The sequence below is a fragment of the Pseudomonas sp. PAMC 26793 genome (assembly GCF_000313235.1).
Taxonomy (GTDB): domain Bacteria; phylum Pseudomonadota; class Gammaproteobacteria; order Pseudomonadales; family Pseudomonadaceae; genus Aquipseudomonas; species Aquipseudomonas yamanorum.
In genome coordinates this window covers 132514-151585 of record NZ_AMXG01000039.1, presented here as the reverse complement: position 1 = coordinate 151585, position 19072 = coordinate 132514, and the positions used below count along the sequence as shown (strand labels likewise).

Sequence of the window (19072 nt, the reverse complement as noted above, 5' to 3'; positions counted from 1 at the left end):
TCGTACAGAGCGCCCAGTCAGCTTACGGGCGAAGCCGGCATTTGATAATTGTTTGCATTTACACGTCAAGCGCCGGGCGCTACGGCAACGTCAGGATAGCCTTGCAGCCCGCAAACGGCGGCACTTAAGGATCGATATGAAGTTTCTCTGCACCTCAAGCGAACTTGCAGCCAACGCCAGCCTCGGTTTCGATATCGACGGCCGCAAGCTGTTTGCCGTGCGCCGCGAAGGCATTGCCTACTTCTATATCAACCGTTGCCCACATCGCGGGGTACCGCTGGAATGGCAGCCGCACCAGTTTCTCGACCCGAGCGCCAGCCTGATCCAGTGCGCCACCCACGGCGCGCTGTTCCTGATCGAGAGCGGTGAGTGCGTCGCGGGGCCTTGTGCCGGGCAGAGCCTGACAGCCCTGCCCGGCCGCGAGGACGAACAGGGCCTTTGGGTAGAAATCTAACCGCCGAGCAATACTTCCAGGCGACGCTCGACGCAGATTTCCTCTGACGTCACCCTCACGCCATAGGCCAACACCTCGACGCCCGCCGCCTTGGCCTCACGCAACGCAGCCGCATAACCGGCATCAATTTCTTCGGCAGGACGCACCGCATCGATCCCCGAGAGGTTGACGCAGTACAACTGCACCGCCCGCACACCCTCACGCGCCAGATGCGCCAGCTCGCGTAAATGCTTGGCCCCGCGCTGGGTCACTGCATCGGGGAATGCCGCCGTCGAGGTCCCGTCAAAACCGAGGGTGACGCTTTTGACTTCGACATACGCCAGGCCGGTTGGGTAATCCAGACGGAAATCGATCCGGCTGTTTTCCTGACCGTAGGCCACTTCACGCTTCAGCGCCGTAAAGCCGTTGAGCTCGGTGATAACCCCGGCCCGCAGCGCCTCTTCCACCAACTGATTGGCCCGCGCCGTGTTCACACATGCCAGGCGCCCTTGAGGGGTTTCGCTGATTTCCCAGGTGCCGGGCAGCTTGCGCTTGGGGTCATTGGAGCGGCTGAACCAGACTTGGCCACCTTCCACCATGCAGTTGAACATCGAGCCGGTGTTCGGGCAGTGAATGGTCAGGAACTCGCCGGTAACGGTTTCGATATCGGCGAGAAAACGCTTGTAGCGGCGGATCAGCCGGCCTTCTTCGAGGGGAGGATTAAAGCGCATCAGCCTTGCCAACTCCGCAAGCCACGGGCGATCCGCTCGACGGCTTCCTGTAAGCGATCAAGGTTTTGCGTGTAGGCAAAACGCACATGGTGACCGGCTTGATAGCGACCGAAATCCAGGCCTGGAGTGAACGCAACGTGCTCGGTTTCGAGGAAGTGCCGGCAAAAAGCGAAGGCATCACCACCGAATTTGCTGATATCGGCGTACAAGTAGAACGCACCTTCCGGCTCGACGGCGATGCCGAAGCCGAGCTCCCGCAGGGCTGGCAGCAGGAAGTCGCGACGACGACCAAACTCGGCTCGGCGCGCTTCGAGAATATTCAATGTTTCCGGGGTAAAGCACGCCAGGGCCGCATGCTGGGCCATGCTCGGTGCGCTGATGTAGAGATTCTGCGCCAACTTCTCCAATTCACCCACGGCCGCCGGTGGTGCCACCAGCCAACCCAGGCGCCAGCCGGTCATTCCGAAATACTTCGAAAAACTATTTAGAACGAAGGCTTCATCGTCGACCTCCAGCACGCTGGCGGCATCGGTGCCGTAGGTCAGGCCGTGATAGATCTCATCCACCACCAAATGCCCGTTACGCGCCTTGATGGCACTCGACAGCCCCGCCAACTCATCGCGCGTCAGGAGGGTGCCGGTAGGGTTGGCGGGCGAAGCGACCAGCGCACCCACACTGTCCTGATCCCAGTGACGAGCCACCAGGTCGGCGGTTAGTTGATAACGCACGTCGGGGCCGACCGGGACCAACTGCGCCGCGCCTTCCACCAGTCGCAGGAAGTGGCGGTTGCACGGGTAACCGGGGTCTGCCAGCAGCCAATGCTTACCGGGGTCCACCAGCAAACTGCTCGCCAGCAGCAGGGCACCAGAACCGCCGGGTGTAATCAGAATGCGTTCAGGATCGATGCCAAGCCCGTAACGCTGCTGGTAGAAACCGCTGATAGCCTCACGCAACTCCGGCAACCCGCGGGCCGCGGTATAACGGGTCTTGCCATTGGCCAGCGCCGCTTGCCCGGCCTTGATGATGGGCTCGGCGGTGGTGAAGTCCGGCTCGCCGATTTCCAGGTGAATCACGTCGTGACCGGCGGCCTGCAATTCATTGGCCCGCGCCAGCAACGCCATGACATGGAAAGGTTCGATAGCGCGACTGCGCGCACTGTAGGGCTGAGCCATTAGCCTTCCTTAACTGTGAGGACAAACCCTGATTCTACCCAACCCGCCGCGTAAAACCTGCTCTATTGCCCGACGCCATGTAGCAAGCACGGCGAGCAACTACCTGCAAAACAGCTAAAATCAACATTCGAGACCGTACAAGCCCGCCCCGCTGGGGCCTGCGGCGGTTTTCAACCCTCAAGAGAAGGTGCCTCGACAACCGGGAGTGGCGCACCCTGAATCTATCTGGTAAGTTCGCCCGCTTGCAGCCGCAGGGCCGGCAGGTGTCGGTGATGTTGCAATCCTGCGCAATGGATTAGAAGAGTGAGAGGCGGTCCATTCATGCCCACCCAAGCAAAGCAACAGAGCATCAGCGGCTTCCAACCCTACGTCGAATCGAAGGGTGAGGAATACATGGGCAAGCCCATGCGCGAACACTTCTCCAAGATCCTGAAGCAGTGGAAACAGGACTTGATGCAAGAGGTTGACCGTACCGTTGACCATATGAAGGACGAAGCGGCCAACTTCCCTGACCCGGCAGACCGTGCCAGCCAGGAAGAAGAGTTTGCCCTTGAACTGCGCGCCCGTGATCGCGAGCGCAAGCTGATCAAGAAAATCGACAAGACCCTGCAACTCATCGAAGACGAAGAGTATGGCTGGTGCGAGTCCTGCGGCGTCGAGATTGGTATTCGCCGCCTGGAAGCGCGTCCTACCGCCGACTTGTGCGTAGACTGCAAGACCTTGGCTGAAATCAAGGAAAAACAGGTCGGCAAGTAACCATCGCCGAGCTGTACAAATGGGGCGTGCGAACGCTCCATTTTTGTTTCTGGCGTTTGCTGGTTTTCCAGTAATATCCGCCCCATGACTGCCTCCTCCTATATCGGGCGTTTCGCCCCCACGCCCAGCGGACACCTGCATTTCGGTTCCCTGGTCGCTGCCCTCGCCTCCTACCTCGACGCCCGTGCCAATCAAGGCCGCTGGCTGATGCGCATGGAAGACCTCGATCCGCCACGGGAAGAGCCCGGCGCCCAGGCCGCAATCCTCAATGCCCTGGAACGCTACGGCTTCGAATGGGACGGGGAATTGGTCCGACAAAGCGAACGGCACGATGCCTACGCCGAAGTGCTCAACCGTCTGTTCAATCACGGCCTGGCCTACGCCTGTACCTGCTCACGCAAGCAACTGGAACCCTACAACGGGATTTATCCGGGACTGTGCCGCAATGCCGGCCACGATCAGCAAGATGCCGCCATTCGCCTGCGGGTGCCGGAGCTGGAGTACCACTTTACCGACCGTGTACAAGGCGAATTCCGACAGCATCTGGGTCGCGATGTAGGCGACTTCGTTATTCGCCGCCGCGACGGACTTTATGCCTACCAACTGGCAGTGGTGCTCGATGACGCCTGGCAAGGTGTGACCGACATCGTGCGTGGCGCCGACCTGCTCGACTCCACGCCACGCCAACTGTATCTGCAGGAACTGCTGGGCCTGCCCCAACCGCGTTACCTGCATGTGCCGCTGATCATCCAGCCGGACGGTAACAAGCTGGGCAAATCCTACCGTTCCCCCCCCTTGACCACAGACCAGGCCACGCCTTTGCTGTTAAGAGCACTGCGCGCCCTGGGCCAGCCAGCGGGCGACGAACTGAACCACGCCAGCCCACGGGAACTGCTGGATTGGGGCATTGCGCACTGGGACGCCCCACAGATCCCGCGCACACTCACGCTGGCCGAAGCGCAATTGCGTTGAAGGCGCTTGCAGCTTGCTAGCCATCCGTTACCATCGCCGCAGTTTTTCAATCAGAGGCCAACATGTACATCTATCGATTGGTCCTGCTGTTGGTCGTCGGGATCTACCTGTTTTCTCCCGCCATCATGGATTGGTGGATCGACGCCACAGGCGCCTGGTACCGGCCCTATCTGCTTTGGCTGATTCTGATCGTCGTGACTTTCATCCTGCAGAGCCAAAAAGATGCCGATGAGCTTTAGCCTGACCGAGATGCTGCTGATCAGCGCCGCCTACCTGGCCGCGCTGTTCGGGGTAGCCTGGATCAGTGAACGTGGAATGATTCCGCGGGCGATCATTCGCCATCCGTTGACCTACACCTTGTCCCTGGGCGTGTATGCCAGCGCCTGGGCGTTCTATGGCACGGTGGGCCTGGCCTATCAGTATGGATACGGCTTTCTTTCGAGTTATCTCGGGGTGTCCGGGGCGTTCTTGCTGGCGCCGGTGCTGTTGTATCCGATCCTGAAAATCACCCGCACCTATCAGCTGTCGTCCCTGGCCGACCTGTTTGCGTTCCGCTTCCGCAGCACCTGGGCCGGTGCGCTGACCACGATCTTCATGCTGATCGGCGTGCTGCCGTTACTGGCGTTGCAGATCCAGGCGGTGGCCGACTCCATCAGCATCCTCACCCGTGAGCCGGTGCAACACCGCGTGGCCTTGAGCTTCTGCGCGCTGATCACCCTGTTCACGATTTTCTTCGGCTCACGGCACATCGCCACCCGTGAGAAACATGAAGGGCTGGTGTTCGCGATCGCGTTTGAATCGGTGATCAAGCTGATCGCCATCGGCGGCGTCGGCCTGTATGCGCTCTACGGGGTATTCGACGGCCCGCAACAGCTGGAACTGTGGCTGCTGCAAAACCAGACCGCCCTGGCCGCGCTGCACACGCCATTGCAGGAAGGCCCATGGCGCACGCTGCTGCTGGTGTTTTTCGCCTCGGCCATCGTAATGCCGCACATGTACCACATGACCTTCACCGAAAACCTCAACCCACGTTCGCTGGTCAGCGCCAGCTGGGGCTTGCCGCTGTTCCTGCTGTTGATGAGCCTGGCGGTGCCGCTGATCCTGTGGGCCGGCCTGAAACTGGGCGCCACCACCAACCCCGAATACTTCACGCTGGGCGTCGGCATTGCCGCCAACAGCAAGTCACTGGCATTGCTGGCCTATGTCGGTGGTTTGTCAGCCTCCAGCGGGCTGATCATCGTCAGCACCCTCGCCCTGTCGGGGATGGCGCTCAATCACCTGGTGCTGCCGCTCTACCAGCCACCGGCTGAAGGCAATATCTACCGCTGGCTGAAATGGACCCGCCGCGCGCTGATCGTCGCGATCATCATGGCCGGCTATGGTTTCTACCTGTTGCTGGGTGCCGAGCAGGACCTGGCCAACCTGGGCATCGTCGCCTTCGTCGCCACCTTGCAGTTCCTGCCGGGCGTGTTGTCGGTGCTGTACTGGCCGACCGCCAACCGCCGAGGCTTTATCGCCGGGCTGTTGGCCGGGATCCTGGTATGGACCGTGACCATGCTGCTGCCGCTGGTGGGCAACTTGCAGGGCTTCTACATCCCGCTGTTGAACATGATCTACGTGTTGGACGACACCAGCTGGCACATGGCGGCGATTGCCTCGCTGGCGGCCAACGTGCTGATGTTCACCCTGATCTCGCTGTTCACCAACGCCAGCCCGGAAGAAACCAGCGCTGCCGAAGCCTGCGCTGTGGATAACGTACGCCGCCCGCAACGCCGCGAACTGCACGCCGCCTCACCCCAGGAATTCGCCACGCAATTGGCCAAGCCACTGGGCGCCAAGGCCGCACAAAAGGAAGTCGAGCAGGCCCTGCGCGATCTCTACCTGCCGTTCGACGAACGCCGGCCTTATGCGCTGCGCCGTCTGCGGGACCGCATCGAAGCCAACCTTTCCGGCTTGATGGGCCCGAGCGTGTCCCAGGACATGGTCGAGACCTTCCTGCCCTACAAGGCCGGCGGTGAAAACTACGTAACCGAAGACATCCACTTCATCGAGAGCCGGCTGGAGGACTACCACTCGCGCCTCACCGGCCTGGCCGCCGAGCTCGACGCCTTGCGCCGCTATCACCGCCAGACGCTGCAGGAGTTGCCGATGGGCGTCTGCTCCCTGGCCAAGGATCAAGAGATTCTGATGTGGAACAAGGCCATGGAAGAACTCACCGGCATCGCCGCCCAACGCGTGGTGGGCTCACGCCTGAATACCATCGGCGACCCGTGGAAAGAGTTGCTCCAGGGCTTCATCAACCTGCCCGACGAACACTTGCACAAACAACACCTGGCGCTGGACGGCCAGACCCGCTGGCTCAACCTGCACAAGGCCGCCATCGACGAGCCCCTGGCGCCCGGCAACAGCGGCCTGGTACTGCTGGTGGAAGACCTGACCGACACCCAGATGCTCGAAGACAAGCTGGTGCACTCTGAGCGCCTGGCCAGCATCGGGCGCCTGGCGGCGGGCGTGGCCCATGAAATCGGCAATCCGATCACCGGTATCGCGTGTCTTGCGCAAAACCTGCGGGAAGAGCGCGAAGAGGACGGCGAGATCATCGAAATCAGCGGGCAGATTCTCGAACAGACCAAGCGTGTTTCCCGCATCGTGCAGTCCCTGATGAGCTTTGCCCACGCAGGCGCCCATCAGAATCACGACGAAGCCGTGTGCCTGGCCGAAGTCGCCCAGGATGCCATTGGCCTGCTGGCCTTGAACCGGCGCAATTTCGAAGTACAGTTCTTTAACCTGTGCGACCCGGAACATTGGGTCGACGGTGATTCACAACGCCTGGCCCAAGTGCTGATCAACCTGCTGTCCAACGCCCGCGATGCGTCGCCGGCCGGCAGCGCGGTACGGGTCAAGAGCGAGGCTTTCGAGCACACGGTCGATCTGATCGTCGAGGACGAAGGCAGCGGCATTCCACAGAACATCATGGATCGATTGTTCGAACCCTTCTTCACCACCAAGGATCCGGGTGAAGGTACCGGTCTGGGCCTTGCACTGGTCTATTCCATCGTTGAAGAGCATTATGGACAAATCACCATCGACAGCCCGGCTGACACCGAAAGCCAACGCGGCACCCGTATTCGGGTGACCTTGCCGCGTCATGTCGAAGCGACGTCCGCTGTGAACTGAGACCGTCGAGAGAGTTGAATCAATGCCGCACATTTTGATCGTCGAAGACGAAACCATTATCCGCTCTGCCTTGCGTCGCCTGCTTGAACGTAATCAGTACCAGGTCAGCGAAGCCGGCTCGGTGCAGGAAGCCCAAGAGCGTTTCAGCATTCCCACGTTCGACCTGATCGTCAGTGACCTGCGTTTGCCCGGCGCCCCTGGCACCGAGTTGATCAAACTCGGCCAAGGTACGCCGGTGCTGATCATGACCAGCTACGCCAGCCTCCGCTCGGCAGTGGACTCGATGAAGATGGGCGCGGTGGACTACATCGCCAAGCCTTTCGACCACGACGAAATGCTCCAGGCCGTGGCGCGCATCCTGCGTGACCGTCAGTCCGCCAGCAGCGCACCGGCTGAACGCCCGGCAGCGGGCAAGGCCGTCAACGGTGCTGAAAAGCCCGGCGTGGATAACAGTAATGGCGAAATTGGCATCATTGGCTCCTGCCCACCGATGCAGGACCTGTACAGCAAGATCCGTAAAGTGGCGCCGACCGACTCCAATGTACTGATTCAAGGCGAGTCGGGCACCGGCAAAGAACTGGTGGCCCGCGCCCTGCACAACCTTTCCAAACGCGCCAAGGCACCGATGATCTCGGTGAACTGCGCGGCAATCCCCGAATCCCTGATCGAATCCGAATTGTTCGGCCATGAAAAAGGTGCCTTTACCGGCGCCAGCGCTGGCCGTGCGGGTTTGGTTGAAGCTGCCGACGGTGGCACGCTGTTCCTCGACGAGATTGGCGAACTGCCACTGGAAGCTCAGGCACGTTTGCTGCGGGTCCTCCAGGAAGGCGAAATCCGCCGCGTCGGCTCGGTACAGTCGCAGAAGGTCGATGTACGACTGATCGCGGCCACGCACCGAGACCTGAAAAGCCTGGCCAAGATCGGCCAGTTCCGTGAAGACCTTTATTACCGCCTGCACGTGATCGCGCTCAAATTGCCGGCCCTGCGCGAGCGTGGCGCCGACGTCAACGAAATCGCCACCGCCTTCCTGGCCCGCCAGAGCGCACGGATCAACCGTACCGACCTGAAGTTTGCTGCCGATGCCGAGCAGGCAATCCGTCACTATTCCTGGCCGGGTAACGTGCGGGAGCTGGAGAACGCGGTAGAACGCGCGGTGATTCTGTCGGAGAGCCCGGAGATTTCCGCCGAACTGTTGGGGATCGATATCGAGCTCAGCGATCTGGATGACGACGACTTCATCGGCCTGCCGCCTCAGCAGGGTGGCAGTAACAACAGCCATGAGCCGACGGAGGATTTGTCACTGGAGGACTACTTCCAGCACTTCGTCCTTGAGCATCAGGACCATATGACCGAGACCGAACTGGCGCGCAAACTGGGCGTCAGCCGTAAATGCCTGTGGGAACGGCGCCAGCGCCTGGGTATCCCACGGCGCAAGACCGGGGTTGCCAGCGAAAGCTGAGTGGGGGCGCCCCCACAGGTAACACCCTCAGATGTGAAAAAACTGTTACCGCTGATTTTTCACGTAACAAAAGCCGGGGCTTACGGTAACGAAGCCCCGGCTTTTTTTCGCCTTCAAAAAACCCGAAAGTGCTCCGAACCCCTTATTTTGCTGGGCCTCGCAAAAGTTGGCACGCACCCTGCTATATGCTTAGTACAAAAACAATAACAAGCAAATGTACAAGACAATAAAAATAAGACGAATCGACTCACGCATAACAAAAACAACACGGCGGAGGCGCAGCTAACTGATTCTTTTGGAGAGGCGTTGCATTTGGGGCTTGCCCCGCAACCAGGCCGAGAACAACAAAAACTGCCCTAAGGCAGAGCCTGAACTGGTTGGATCGTAGATCAGCAACACAGCGACCAAAGCAATCCGTTTGCTCTTGGCTCCCGATTGGGAGTGTCATGAAGCTGAAGCTTCATGGCGAGGGCGATCAACAAAAACAAGAAGCCCGAAACCAATAATAAAAATAGAGCACGCAACTACTTCTGGGGGAGCTTCGGCTCCCCTTGTAGTTTCCGCGATTTGGCACCTGCCACCCTTCTTTTAAGCTTCTGGCTCAAGCCTTGCAGCTAGTTCCTACACCATCCCCTGACTAAATGCTAGAATCCCGGCCCATCATGCGGTCATTCTTCGTTATGGCCGAACATTCCTTCAAACAGTGCATCCCATGCTGAAGAAGTTGTTCCAGTCATTCCGTTCTCCCTTGCGTCGTACGCAACACATCCGCAGCACGCCTGAAGTGCTTAACAGCAACCAGCATTCGTTGCAGCGTGCCCAGTTCAGCCGTTATGCGGTGAACATCGTCGAACGCCTGCAGAACGCCGGCTACCAGGCTTACCTGGTTGGCGGTTGCGTGCGCGACATGTTGCTCAACATCACTCCCAAGGATTTCGACGTCGCCACCAGTGCCACGCCGGAACAAGTGCGTGCAGAATTCCGCAATGCGCGGATCATCGGTCGGCGCTTCAAGTTGGTGCATATCCACTTTGGTCGCGAGATCATCGAGGTCGCAACCTTCCGCGCCAACCACCCGCAAAACGATGAAGAAGAAGACACTAACCAGTCTTCCCGCAATGAAAGCGGACGCATCCTGCGGGACAACGTCTACGGCACCCTGGAAGAAGACGCGCAACGCCGCGACTTCACCATCAATGCCTTGTATTACGACCCGGTCAGCGAGCGCATCCTCGATTACGCCAACGGCGTGCACGACATTCGCAACAACCTGCTGCGCCTGATCGGCGACCCGACGCAACGCTACCAGGAAGACCCGGTGCGGATGCTGCGGGCCGTGCGTTTCGCGGCCAAGCTGAACTTCGGCATCGAGAAGCACACGGCCGCACCGATTCGCGACCTGGCGCCGATGCTGCGGGAAATCCCGTCGGCCCGACTGTTCGAGGAGGTGCTCAAGCTGTTCCTCTCGGGCTACGCCGCCGACACCTTCGAAATGCTGGTAGACCTGCAGCTGTTCGACCCATTGTTCCCGGCCAGCGCCGAAGCACTGGAATACAACCCGACCTACACCCACACGCTGATCAGCGAAGCCTTGATCAACACCGACCTGCGCATCAAGCAAAACAAACCGGTTACCCCGGCGTTCCTGTTTGCCGCCCTATTGTGGCCTGCGCTTCCGAAACGCGTCATGCGCCTGCAAGACCGTGGTATGCCGGCAATTCCAGCCATGCAGGAAGCTGCTCACGAGCTGATCGCCGAACAATGCCAGCGTATCGCCATCCCGAAACGCTTCACCATGCCGATCCGCGAAATCTGGGACATGCAGGAGCGCCTGCCACGCCGCAGCGGCAAGCGTGCCGACCTGCTGCTGGACAACCCGCGCTTCCGTGCCGGTTACGACTTCCTGCTGCTGCGCGAAAGCGCCGGCGAGCAGACCGACGGCCTGGGTGAATGGTGGACCGACTACCAGGACGCCAACGACAGCCAGCGCCGCGAGATGATCAAAGAGCTCAGCAGCAAAGGCGAAGCCACCGGCGATGGCCCGAAAAAACGTCGCCGCAGCAGTGGCAGCAAGCGCAAACGCAGCGCTGGCGACGCCTCGAGCGCGTCTGGCGAGTAATAACGTGGAACGTATCTACATCGGCATGGGCAGCAACCTCGCAGCCCCTGAACAACAATTGCGCCATGCCATCGAGGCCTTGGCGCAATTGCCGAACACCACGCTGGCGGGCGTCTCCGCGTTCTATCAAAGTGATTCCCTGCTCCCGGGCCAACCGCGCTACACCAATGCGGTCGCGGCCCTGGACAGCGGACTTGCGCCCCTGCAACTGCTTGATGCGCTGCAAGCCATCGAGAATGACCAGGGCCGCGAGCGCCTCGAGCGCTGGGGCCCGCGCACCCTGGACCTGGACATCCTGGTATTTGGTGACCGGCTGATCGACGAGCCGCGCCTGAAGGTGCCGCACTATCAGATGCATCTGCGGGCATTCGTGCTTTACCCATTGGCAGAACTGGCCCCCGCCAGCCTGCAACTGGCCGATGGCCGCCTGCTCAGCGACCTGTTGGACGTCTGCCCGTTTGTCGGCCTGGAACGCCTGGCGCCTGCTGAATCGCATCAGTAACAGCGGTAACACCCCGGCCGTAACAATGCGGTAACACATCCAATTGACTTCCAGAGTCCTCCTCACGACTATAGGCGTCCCGCTGCCGCCTACCCGGCGCTAAAGGGCGCAATCCAGGCCTTATAAGCACTGATCCTTAAGAAAGTGCGCCTGTATAAACGAAGACTCACGCGCGTTACTCGCTGTTTCCAAGCGCCTGAATGAGGACCCTTTTCATGCCAAACGTTACCCTGAGCACCTTGCAGAGCCTCAAACTCAAAGGTGAAAAGATCACCATGCTGACCTGCTACGACGCCACTTTTGCCCAGGCCAGCTGCCAGGCAGGGGTTGAAGTGTTGTTGGTGGGGGACTCCCTGGGCATGGTTCTACAAGGGAATGACAGCACCCTGCCGGTCACCAACGATGAAATCGCTTACCACACGGCCTGCGTCAAACGCGGCAACGAGGGCGCCTTCATCATTGCCGACCTGCCCTTCATGGCCGACGCCACCATTGAACAAACCCTGACCAACAGCGCTCAACTGATGCGTGCCGGTGCGCACATGGTCAAGGTTGAAGGTGCCGCCTGGCTCGCCGAGTCGATTCGCCTGTTGGCCGAACGCGGCGTGCCGGTTTGCGCGCACATGGGCCTGACGCCCCAGTCGGTGAATATCCTCGGCGGCTACAAGGTACAGGGCCGCGGCGAAGCCCAGGCGCGCCAGATGCGGGCCGATGCCATCGCCCTGGAGCAAGCCGGTGCGTGCATGATTCTGCTTGAGTGCGTCCCAAGCGAGCTGGCAGCGGAAATCACCCAGGCCGTTAAAATCCCGGTGATCGGTATCGGCGCCGGTTCTGACACCGACGGCCAGGTATTGGTACTGCATGACATGCTGGGCCTGTCCCTGACCGGCCGCGTACCCAAGTTCGTGAAGAACTTCATGGCCGGCCGGGACAGCATTCAATCGGCCCTCGCCGCCTACGTCAGCGAAGTCAAAGCCGTTACCTTCCCGGGCGCCGAACACGGATTCTCTGCATGAACACCGTCAAGACCGTGCGCGAACTGCGCGCCGCCGTCGCTCATGCCCGCAGCGCGGGCAAACGCATCGGCTTCGTGCCCACCATGGGCAACCTGCACAGCGGCCATGCCACGCTGGTCACCAAGGCTGCGCAACAAGCGGACTTCGTGGTCGCGAGCATTTTCGTCAACCCGCTGCAATTTGGCGCCGGCGAAGACCTGGACAAATATCCGCGCACCTTGGCGGCTGACCAGGAGAAGCTGCTGCAAGCCGGTTGCAACCTGCTGTTCGCCCCGACCGTCGAGGAGATGTACCCCGACGGCATGGCCGGCCAGACACGGGTCAGCGTGCCACAACTGTCCGAAGGCCTGTGTGGCGCCAGCCGTCCCGGGCATTTTGAAGGTGTGGCCACGGTGGTCAGCAAGTTGTTCAACATGGTCCAGCCGGACCTCGCCGTATTTGGCCAGAAGGACTACCAGCAACTGGCGGTGATTCGCGCCATGGTCCATGACCTGAACATGCCGATCCAGATTATCGGCGAGCCGACTGTACGCGCCGACGATGGCCTCGCGCTGTCATCGCGCAATGGTTATCTCACCGAAGAGCAGCGCGCCATCGCGTCGGTGCTGTACCGCAGCCTCAGCCAGATTGCCGCCGCCATTGAAGCGGGCGACCGCGATTTTGCCAACCTGCGTGCCGCACAGGTCCAGCAGATTGAAGCCGCCGGTTTTCGCATGGACTACCTGGAGGTCCGCCAGGGCCTGCACCTGCGCCCGGCCACCGCTGAAGACAAGGATCTGGTGATTCTGGTCGCCGCCTACCTGGGCGCCACCCGGCTGATCGACAACCTGCATTTGCACCTGAACTGACCCCGCCGCATACCCCGCCTGTTGCACTGCCTGATCGGCCGGTATAAAAAAGTACCGGCCACAGCGCAGACAAAGCCAAGACAGATCGACACGCTAGGTTTAATGTATTCGCCCTACGCTATTCGTTGGCGTCGACCGGAGCCTGTCATCTTCACAAAGACAGCACATTCCCGGCTTTAAAGTGTCCTACCAGCAGTCCCAGCAATAAAAAGGAAACCCGCAGCGATGGCGTACTACCGCACTCCTCATGACGTTACCGCTCTGCCCGCCTGGCAAGCGCTCAATCAACATCGCCAAGCCATGCAGGATTTCAGCATGCGCGAAGCCTTTAATGCCGATCCCCAGCGCTTTACCCAGTTCACCTTGAGCAGCTGCGGACTTTTCCTCGATTACTCGAAAAACCTGATCACCAGCGAAACCCGCGACCTGCTGGTAGGCTTGGCCAAGGAAGTCGACCTTCAGGGCGCGATCAAGTCGCTGTTCAACGGCGAGCCGGTCAACTCTTCCGAAGGCCGCCCGGCGTTGCACACCGCGCTGCGTCGTCCAGTGGGTGACAAGCTATCGGTTAACGGCGTGAACATCATGCCGGACGTGCACAAGGTGCTGAACCAGATCACTGACCTGGTCGGCCGCATCCACGATGGCCTGTGGCGTGGCTACACCGAGAAGCCGATCACCGACGTGGTGAACATCGGCATCGGTGGCTCGTTCCTCGGCCCGGAGTTGGTGTCTGAAGCGCTGTTGTCCTACGCCCACAAAGGCGTGCGCTGCCATTACCTGGCGAACATCGACGGCAGTGAGTTCCACGAGCTGACCATGAAGCTGCGCGCCGAGACCACGCTGTTCATCGTCTCGTCAAAATCCTTCAACACCCTCGAAACCCTGAAAAACGCCCAGGCCGCCCGCGCCTGGTACCTGGCCCAGGGTGGCTCGGAAGCCGAGCTGTATCGCCACTTCATCGCCGTATCGAGCAACAACGCGGCGGCCGTGGCCTTCGGTATCCGCGAAGAGAACATTTTCCCGATGTGGGACTGGGTGGGCGGTCGTTACTCGCTGTGGTCGGCCATCGGCCTGCCAATCGCGCTGGCCATCGGTATGTCCAACTTCAAGGAATTGCTGTCCGGTGCCTACACCATGGACCAGCACTTCCAGACCGCGCCGTTCGAAGCGAACATGCCCGTACTGCTCGGCCTGCTGGGCGTGTGGTATGGCAACTTCTGGGGCGCGCAGAGCCACGCGATCCTGCCGTACGACCACTACCTGCGTAACATCACCAAGCACTTGCAACAACTGGACATGGAATCCAACGGCAAGAGCGTGCGCCAGGACGGTACGCCGGTTTCCACCGACACCGGCCCGGTTATCTGGGGCGGCGTGGGCTGCAACGGTCAGCACGCTTATCACCAGTTGCTGCACCAAGGCACCCAACTGATCCCGGCCGACTTCATCGTTCCGATCGTCAGCTTCAACCCGGTCTCCGACCACCATCAGTGGCTGTACGCCAACTGCCTGTCCCAGAGCCAGGCCCTGATGCTCGGCAAGACCCGCGCCGAAGCTGAAGCCGAGCTGCGCGACAAAGGCATGGCCGAAGCCGAAGTGCAGAAGCTGGCACCGCACAAGGTGATCCCGGGCAACCGTCCGAGCAACACCATTGTGGTCGAGCGCATCAGCCCTCGTCGTCTCGGCGCGCTGGTGGCGATGTATGAGCACAAAGTGTTCGTGCAAAGCGTCATCTGGGGCATCAACGCCTTCGACCAGTGGGGCGTGGAACTGGGCAAAGAGCTGGGCAAAGGCGTCTACAACCGCCTGACCGGCACTGAAGAACAGCCTGCGGACGATGCGTCCACCCAAGGGTTGATCAACTACTTCCGCGGCCGTCACCGCGGTTGATGTAATGCCCCCAAGGCCAACGTCTGTTTGGACGTTGGCCTTGAACCCACCTGCCACAGGGTGCATCTTTATTGCTTGTCGCAAAAACAAGAATAAGGATCCCTCATGTTCGATATCAGCACGTTCCCCACCGCCGATGCCGTCCGCCGGGCTGCGCAACTCAGTCAAGAGGACTACCAGCGCCTCTATCGCCAATCCGTCGAACAACCCGATACCTTTTGGGCCGAGCAAGCCAAGCGCTTTCTCGACTGGTCCACGCCTTGGCAGACCGTCCAGATATCCGACATCAAGACCGGTGCCGCTCAATGGTTTGCCGGCGGCCAACTGAACGTCAGTTACAACTGCATCGACCGTCACCTGGCGCACCGTGCCGACCAGCCGGCCTTCATCTGGGAAGGCGATGATCCTGCAAAGTCTTCCAAAATTACCTACCGCCAACTCCACCAAAACGTCAGCCGCCTGGCCAACGTGCTGAAAGGCCGTGGCGTGAAGAAAGGCGACCGGGTGTGTATCTACATGCCGATGATTCCCGAGGCAGCCTACGCGATGCTGGCCTGTACGCGGATCGGCGCGGTGCATTCGGTGGTGTTTGGTGGTTTCTCGCCGGATGCCCTGCGCGACCGCATTCTCGACGCCGACTGTCGTACCGTGATTACCGCCGATGAAGGCGTACGCGGGGGCAAGCCGGTAGCGCTGAAACAGAATGTCGACAAGGCCCTGGCCAGTTGCCCGGACGTCAGCACAGTACTGGTGGTGCAGCGCACCGGCGCGGCGGTCAATTGGACTGAAGGGCGCGAACTCAAGTATCAACAGGCCTTGGACGCAGCCAGCGATGACTGCCCGCCCGAGCCGATGGACGCGGAAGACCCGCTGTTCATCCTCTACACCTCCGGCAGCACCGGCAAACCCAAAGGCGTGCTCCACACCACCGGCGGCTACCTGCTGCAGGCTGCGATGACGTTCAAGTACGTGCTCGACTACCGCGACGGCGAAGTGTTCTGGTGCACCGCCGACGTCGGCTGGGTCACCGGCCACAGTTATATCGTCTACGGGCCGCTGGCCAACGGCGCCACATCGCTGATGTTCGAGGGTGTGCCGAGTTATCCGGACAGCTCGCGGTTCTGGCAGGTGATCGACAAGCATCAGGTCAATATCTTCTACACCGCGCCCACAGCGTTGCGCGCACTGATGCGTGAAGGCCACGCCCCTCTGGAAAATACGTCCCGCGCCAGCCTGCGCCTGCTGGGCAGTGTCGGCGAACCGATCAACCCGGAGGCCTGGGACTGGTACTTCAATGCAGTGGGCGAACAACGCTGCCCGATTGTCGACACCTGGTGGCAGACCGAAACCGGCGGCATCATGCTCAGCCCGCTGGTCAGCGCCCAACGGATCAAGCCCGGTTGCGCCACCCAACCCATGTTTGGCGTGGTGCCCGTACTGCTGGATGAGCAAGGCAAGGAAATCAGCGGCGCCGGCAGTGGCGTGCTGGCGATCAAATCCAGTTGGCCGGGGCAGATTCGCAGCGTGTACGGCGACCCGCAGCGGATGATCGACACCTATTTCAAACCCTATCCCGGCTACTACTTCACCGGCGACGGCGCCCGGCGAGACGAGGACGGCGACTACTGGATCACCGGGCGTATCGATGATGTGATCAACGTGTCCGGACACCGTATCGGCACCGCCGAGGTGGAAAGCGCCCTGGTGTTGCATGATCAGGTCGCCGAAGCCGCCGTGGTGGGCTATCCCCACGACGTCAAAGGCCAGGGCATCTATGCTTTCGTCACGCCCATGAATGGCGTCGAGCCCGACGACGCGCTGAAAAAACACCTGCTGGATCTGGTGAGCAAGGAAATCGGCAGTTTCGCCAAGCCCGAGCTGATTCAATGGGCACCGGCCTTGCCGAAAACCCGCTCAGGCAAGATCATGCGGCGGATTTTGCGTAAGATTGCCTGCAACGAGCTGGACAGCCTGGGGGATACTTCCACCCTGGCCGACCCGAGCGTGGTGGATGGCCTGATCGACAAGCGCCTCAACCGATAGGACCCCATGGAATTCATTCGCAGCCGCATCGAAAACCAGCTGATGAGCCTGACCGGCTTGTCACTGGGTCAACTCGACCTGGAAAACCCCAAGGGTGATCCAGGTCTCTTTGGGCCGAACTCGGTGAGCTGGAAGGTCCATGGTGACTTCAGCAGCATGTTGATCGGCGGCATCAGCGCGCTGATGCTGCAGGCGTTGCACCCGCTGGCCCTGGCCGGCGTGTGGGACCATTCGAACTTTCGGCAAGACATGCTCGGGCGTTTGCGGCGTACCTCGCAGTTCATTTCCGGGACCACATTCGGTTCGCGCCGCGACGCCGAATGGCTGATCGAGAAAGTGCGCACCATTCACCTGCAAGTGGTCGGCCATGCACCTGATGGCCGACCGTATGCGGCCAGCGATCCCGAGTTGCTGACCTGGGTGCATGTGGCGGAGGTCAGCAACTTTCTCGCGGCCCATCTGCGTTATCGCAACCCAGATTTATCTCCGAGAGATCAAGACCGGTACTACAGCGAAATCGCCCTGGTGGCCGAGCAATTGGGGGCGCGCCATGTGCCGCGTTCACGCCAGGAAATTTCCGATTACCTTGAGCGTATTCGCCCGCAACTGCTGTGTGACGAACGCAGCCACGAAGTCCTGCGCTTGCTGCTGAATGCGCCGTCGCCGAGTACGTTGGCCAAGCCGTTTGGCTCACTGATGATGCAGGCCGGTATCGACCTGCTGCCGGACTGGGCCAGCGACATGCTCGGGCAGAAGCAAAGCCCGCTGCAACGCCAGATGATTCGCGCCGGGGTCAGGCGCAGCGCGCCGTTGTTGCGTTGGGCCATGCGCAACGGTTCGGTGCAACGGGCCCACAGGCGAATGGGCCTGCTGGAGCCATAACTGTTAAACTCCCGCGCCCCAATTACTCTGCAAGGCGCGCACTATGTCTTCCTTGAATCAGGCGCTGCGCGCCGCCCTCGATCACCGCCAGGACCTGCTCGCTGAGCTGCATGCACAAGGCACCGATTGCTATCGCCTGTTCCACGGCAGCCAGGAAGGCGCTGGCGGCCTGACGATCGACCGCTACGGCCCGCAACTGCTGGTGCAAAGTTTTCACCAGTCACTGGAGAGCGGCGACCTGCTGCAGCTGCATCAGGCGATCAATCAGCACCTGGGGCTGGAGCTGTTGCTGGTCTACAACGACCGCTCCCGGGGCAACTCGCGTATCGACCGTGAAGACACGGTTTACCGTGCCGAGCCCGCTGCTCTGGAAGACTTGATCGGCCACGAGTGGGGGCTCAACTACCGCGTGCGCGGCCGCCATGCCGGGCAAGACCCGCTGCTGTTCCTGGACCTGCGCAACACCCGCGGCTGGGTCAAGGCACACAGTGCCGGCAAAAGCGTGTTGAACCTGTTCGCCTACACCTGCGGCGTAGGCCTGAGCGCCGCCGCCGGTGGTGCCCGTGAAGTGTGCAACCTGGACTTTGCCGAGGGCAACCTGGCGGTCGGTCGCGAAAACGGGCAACTCAATCCGCAATTGCCGACCATGGAATTCGTCCAGTCCGACTACTTCCCGGCAATCCGCCAACTGGCCGGCCTGCCTATCAGCCAGCGTCGCGGCCAGAAACTGCCGAGTTATCCGCGCCTGGACCAGCGTCAATACGACCTGGTGCTGCTCGACCCGCCAGCCTGGGCCAAGAGCGCCTTCGGCACCGTTGACCTGCTACGCGACTACCAGAGCCTGCTCAAGCCGGCGCTGCTGGCCACTGCCGATAACGGCGTGCTGATCTGCTGCAACAACCTGGCAAAAGTCGGCATGGACGACTGGCGCGACCAGGTCCTGCGTTGCGCCGAAAAGGCCGGGCGGCCGGTCCGCGACTGGCAGATCATGACACCCGGCGCCGATTTCCCGTCCCTCGACCAGCAACCACCGCTGAAGACCCTCATCCTGCAGCTGTAAGACTTGTCCCAA

Annotated in this window: 16 protein-coding genes; 14 read left to right on the top strand and 2 right to left on the bottom strand. The window is 60.9% G+C overall.

Annotated features, from left to right (window positions below):
• Window positions 1-136: 136 nt before the first annotated feature.
• Window positions 137-454 carry a Rieske 2Fe-2S domain-containing protein gene (locus D109_RS0120880; protein ID WP_017478584.1) on the top strand — a complete coding sequence of 106 codons (318 nt, stop codon included), beginning with the start codon at window positions 137-139 and terminating at the stop codon, window positions 452-454.
• Here the strand turns inward: D109_RS0120880 and sfsA are convergent.
• Together sfsA and D109_RS0120870 are read right to left on the bottom strand one after the other, a co-directional pair.
• Window positions 451-1164 carry a DNA/RNA nuclease SfsA gene (gene sfsA, locus D109_RS0120875; protein WP_017478583.1) on the bottom strand — a complete coding sequence of 238 codons (714 nt, stop codon included), beginning with the start codon at window positions 1162-1164 and terminating at the stop codon, window positions 451-453. The two genes, D109_RS0120880 and sfsA, sit on opposite strands and share 4 nt — an antisense overlap.
• Complete coding sequence (locus tag D109_RS0120870) at window positions 1164-2336, bottom strand: pyridoxal phosphate-dependent aminotransferase (protein ID WP_017478582.1); 1173 nt, start codon at window positions 2334-2336, stop codon at window positions 1164-1166. Before D109_RS0120870 ends, sfsA begins: the two co-directional genes overlap by 1 nt.
• A gap of 321 nt (window positions 2337-2657) precedes the next feature.
• On the opposite strand from D109_RS0120870, the gene dksA reads away from it, so the two are divergent.
• From dksA to D109_RS0120805, 13 genes are all read left to right on the top strand, one after another.
• Complete coding sequence (gene dksA, locus D109_RS0120865) at window positions 2658-3092, top strand: RNA polymerase-binding protein DksA (protein ID WP_010174401.1); 435 nt, start codon at window positions 2658-2660, stop codon at window positions 3090-3092.
• 84 nt (window positions 3093-3176) lie between these two features.
• The gene (gene gluQRS / locus D109_RS0120860; RefSeq protein ID WP_017478581.1) at window positions 3177-4064 is read left to right on the top strand and encodes a tRNA glutamyl-Q(34) synthetase GluQRS; all 888 of its coding nucleotides are present in this window, start codon (window positions 3177-3179) and stop codon (window positions 4062-4064) included.
• A 62-nt stretch (window positions 4065-4126) separates the two neighbouring features.
• Complete coding sequence (locus tag D109_RS1000000133665) at window positions 4127-4303, top strand: hypothetical protein (RefSeq protein WP_003176118.1); 177 nt, start codon at window positions 4127-4129, stop codon at window positions 4301-4303.
• Window positions 4287-7241, top strand: a complete 2955-nt coding sequence (locus tag D109_RS0120850; RefSeq protein ID WP_026078119.1) for a sensor histidine kinase — start codon at window positions 4287-4289, stop codon at window positions 7239-7241. The genes D109_RS1000000133665 and D109_RS0120850 overlap by 17 nt, the downstream gene beginning before the upstream one ends.
• 22 nt (window positions 7242-7263) lie before the next feature.
• Window positions 7264-8700, top strand: coding sequence for a sigma-54 dependent transcriptional regulator (locus tag D109_RS0120845; RefSeq protein WP_010174370.1), 1437 nt, complete (start codon window positions 7264-7266; stop codon window positions 8698-8700).
• A gap of 712 nt (window positions 8701-9412) precedes the next feature.
• Window positions 9413-10819, top strand: coding sequence for a polynucleotide adenylyltransferase PcnB (locus D109_RS0120840; protein ID WP_017478579.1), 1407 nt, complete (start codon window positions 9413-9415; stop codon window positions 10817-10819).
• Between the two features lie 4 nt (window positions 10820-10823).
• Window positions 10824-11321, top strand: coding sequence for a 2-amino-4-hydroxy-6-hydroxymethyldihydropteridine diphosphokinase (gene folK / locus D109_RS0120835; RefSeq protein WP_017478578.1), 498 nt, complete (start codon window positions 10824-10826; stop codon window positions 11319-11321).
• 215 nt (window positions 11322-11536) lie between these two features.
• Window positions 11537-12337, top strand: coding sequence for a 3-methyl-2-oxobutanoate hydroxymethyltransferase (gene panB / locus D109_RS0120830; RefSeq protein WP_017478577.1), 801 nt, complete (start codon window positions 11537-11539; stop codon window positions 12335-12337).
• Window positions 12334-13185, top strand: coding sequence for a pantoate--beta-alanine ligase (gene panC / locus D109_RS0120825; RefSeq protein WP_017478576.1), 852 nt, complete (start codon window positions 12334-12336; stop codon window positions 13183-13185). The genes panB and panC overlap by 4 nt, the downstream gene beginning before the upstream one ends.
• A 225-nt stretch (window positions 13186-13410) precedes the next feature.
• Window positions 13411-15075, top strand: a complete 1665-nt coding sequence (pgi, locus tag D109_RS0120820; protein WP_017478575.1) for a glucose-6-phosphate isomerase — start codon at window positions 13411-13413, stop codon at window positions 15073-15075.
• Window positions 15076-15180: 105 nt separating this feature from the next.
• Window positions 15181-17118, top strand: coding sequence for an acetate--CoA ligase (gene acs / locus D109_RS0120815; RefSeq protein ID WP_017478574.1), 1938 nt, complete (start codon window positions 15181-15183; stop codon window positions 17116-17118).
• Between the two features lie 6 nt (window positions 17119-17124).
• On the top strand, window positions 17125-18000 hold the full coding sequence (locus D109_RS0120810) for an oxygenase MpaB family protein (RefSeq protein WP_017478573.1): 876 nt from the start codon (window positions 17125-17127) through the stop codon (window positions 17998-18000).
• A gap of 43 nt (window positions 18001-18043) precedes the next feature.
• Window positions 18044-19060, top strand: a complete 1017-nt coding sequence (locus tag D109_RS0120805) for a class I SAM-dependent rRNA methyltransferase (protein ID WP_017478572.1) — start codon at window positions 18044-18046, stop codon at window positions 19058-19060.
• The last annotated feature ends 12 nt before the right edge of the window (window positions 19061-19072 follow it).

Coding starts and splice junctions, on each gene's coding strand:
- D109_RS0120880 (WP_017478584.1), top strand. CDS start 137: ATGAAGTTTCTCTGCACCTCAAGCGAACTTGCAGCCAACGCCAGCCTC.
- sfsA (WP_017478583.1), bottom strand. CDS start 1,164: ATGCGCTTTAATCCTCCCCTCGAAGAAGGCCGGCTGATCCGCCGCTAC.
- D109_RS0120870 (WP_017478582.1), bottom strand. CDS start 2,336: ATGGCTCAGCCCTACAGTGCGCGCAGTCGCGCTATCGAACCTTTCCAT.
- dksA (WP_010174401.1), top strand. CDS start 2,658: ATGCCCACCCAAGCAAAGCAACAGAGCATCAGCGGCTTCCAACCCTAC.
- gluQRS (WP_017478581.1), top strand. CDS start 3,177: ATGACTGCCTCCTCCTATATCGGGCGTTTCGCCCCCACGCCCAGCGGA.
- D109_RS1000000133665 (WP_003176118.1), top strand. CDS start 4,127: ATGTACATCTATCGATTGGTCCTGCTGTTGGTCGTCGGGATCTACCTG.
- D109_RS0120850 (WP_026078119.1), top strand. CDS start 4,287: ATGCCGATGAGCTTTAGCCTGACCGAGATGCTGCTGATCAGCGCCGCC.
- D109_RS0120845 (WP_010174370.1), top strand. CDS start 7,264: ATGCCGCACATTTTGATCGTCGAAGACGAAACCATTATCCGCTCTGCC.
- D109_RS0120840 (WP_017478579.1), top strand. CDS start 9,413: ATGCTGAAGAAGTTGTTCCAGTCATTCCGTTCTCCCTTGCGTCGTACG.
- panB (WP_017478577.1), top strand. CDS start 11,537: ATGCCAAACGTTACCCTGAGCACCTTGCAGAGCCTCAAACTCAAAGGT.
- panC (WP_017478576.1), top strand. CDS start 12,334: ATGAACACCGTCAAGACCGTGCGCGAACTGCGCGCCGCCGTCGCTCAT.
- pgi (WP_017478575.1), top strand. CDS start 13,411: ATGGCGTACTACCGCACTCCTCATGACGTTACCGCTCTGCCCGCCTGG.
- acs (WP_017478574.1), top strand. CDS start 15,181: ATGTTCGATATCAGCACGTTCCCCACCGCCGATGCCGTCCGCCGGGCT.
- D109_RS0120810 (WP_017478573.1), top strand. CDS start 17,125: ATGGAATTCATTCGCAGCCGCATCGAAAACCAGCTGATGAGCCTGACC.
- D109_RS0120805 (WP_017478572.1), top strand. CDS start 18,044: ATGTCTTCCTTGAATCAGGCGCTGCGCGCCGCCCTCGATCACCGCCAG.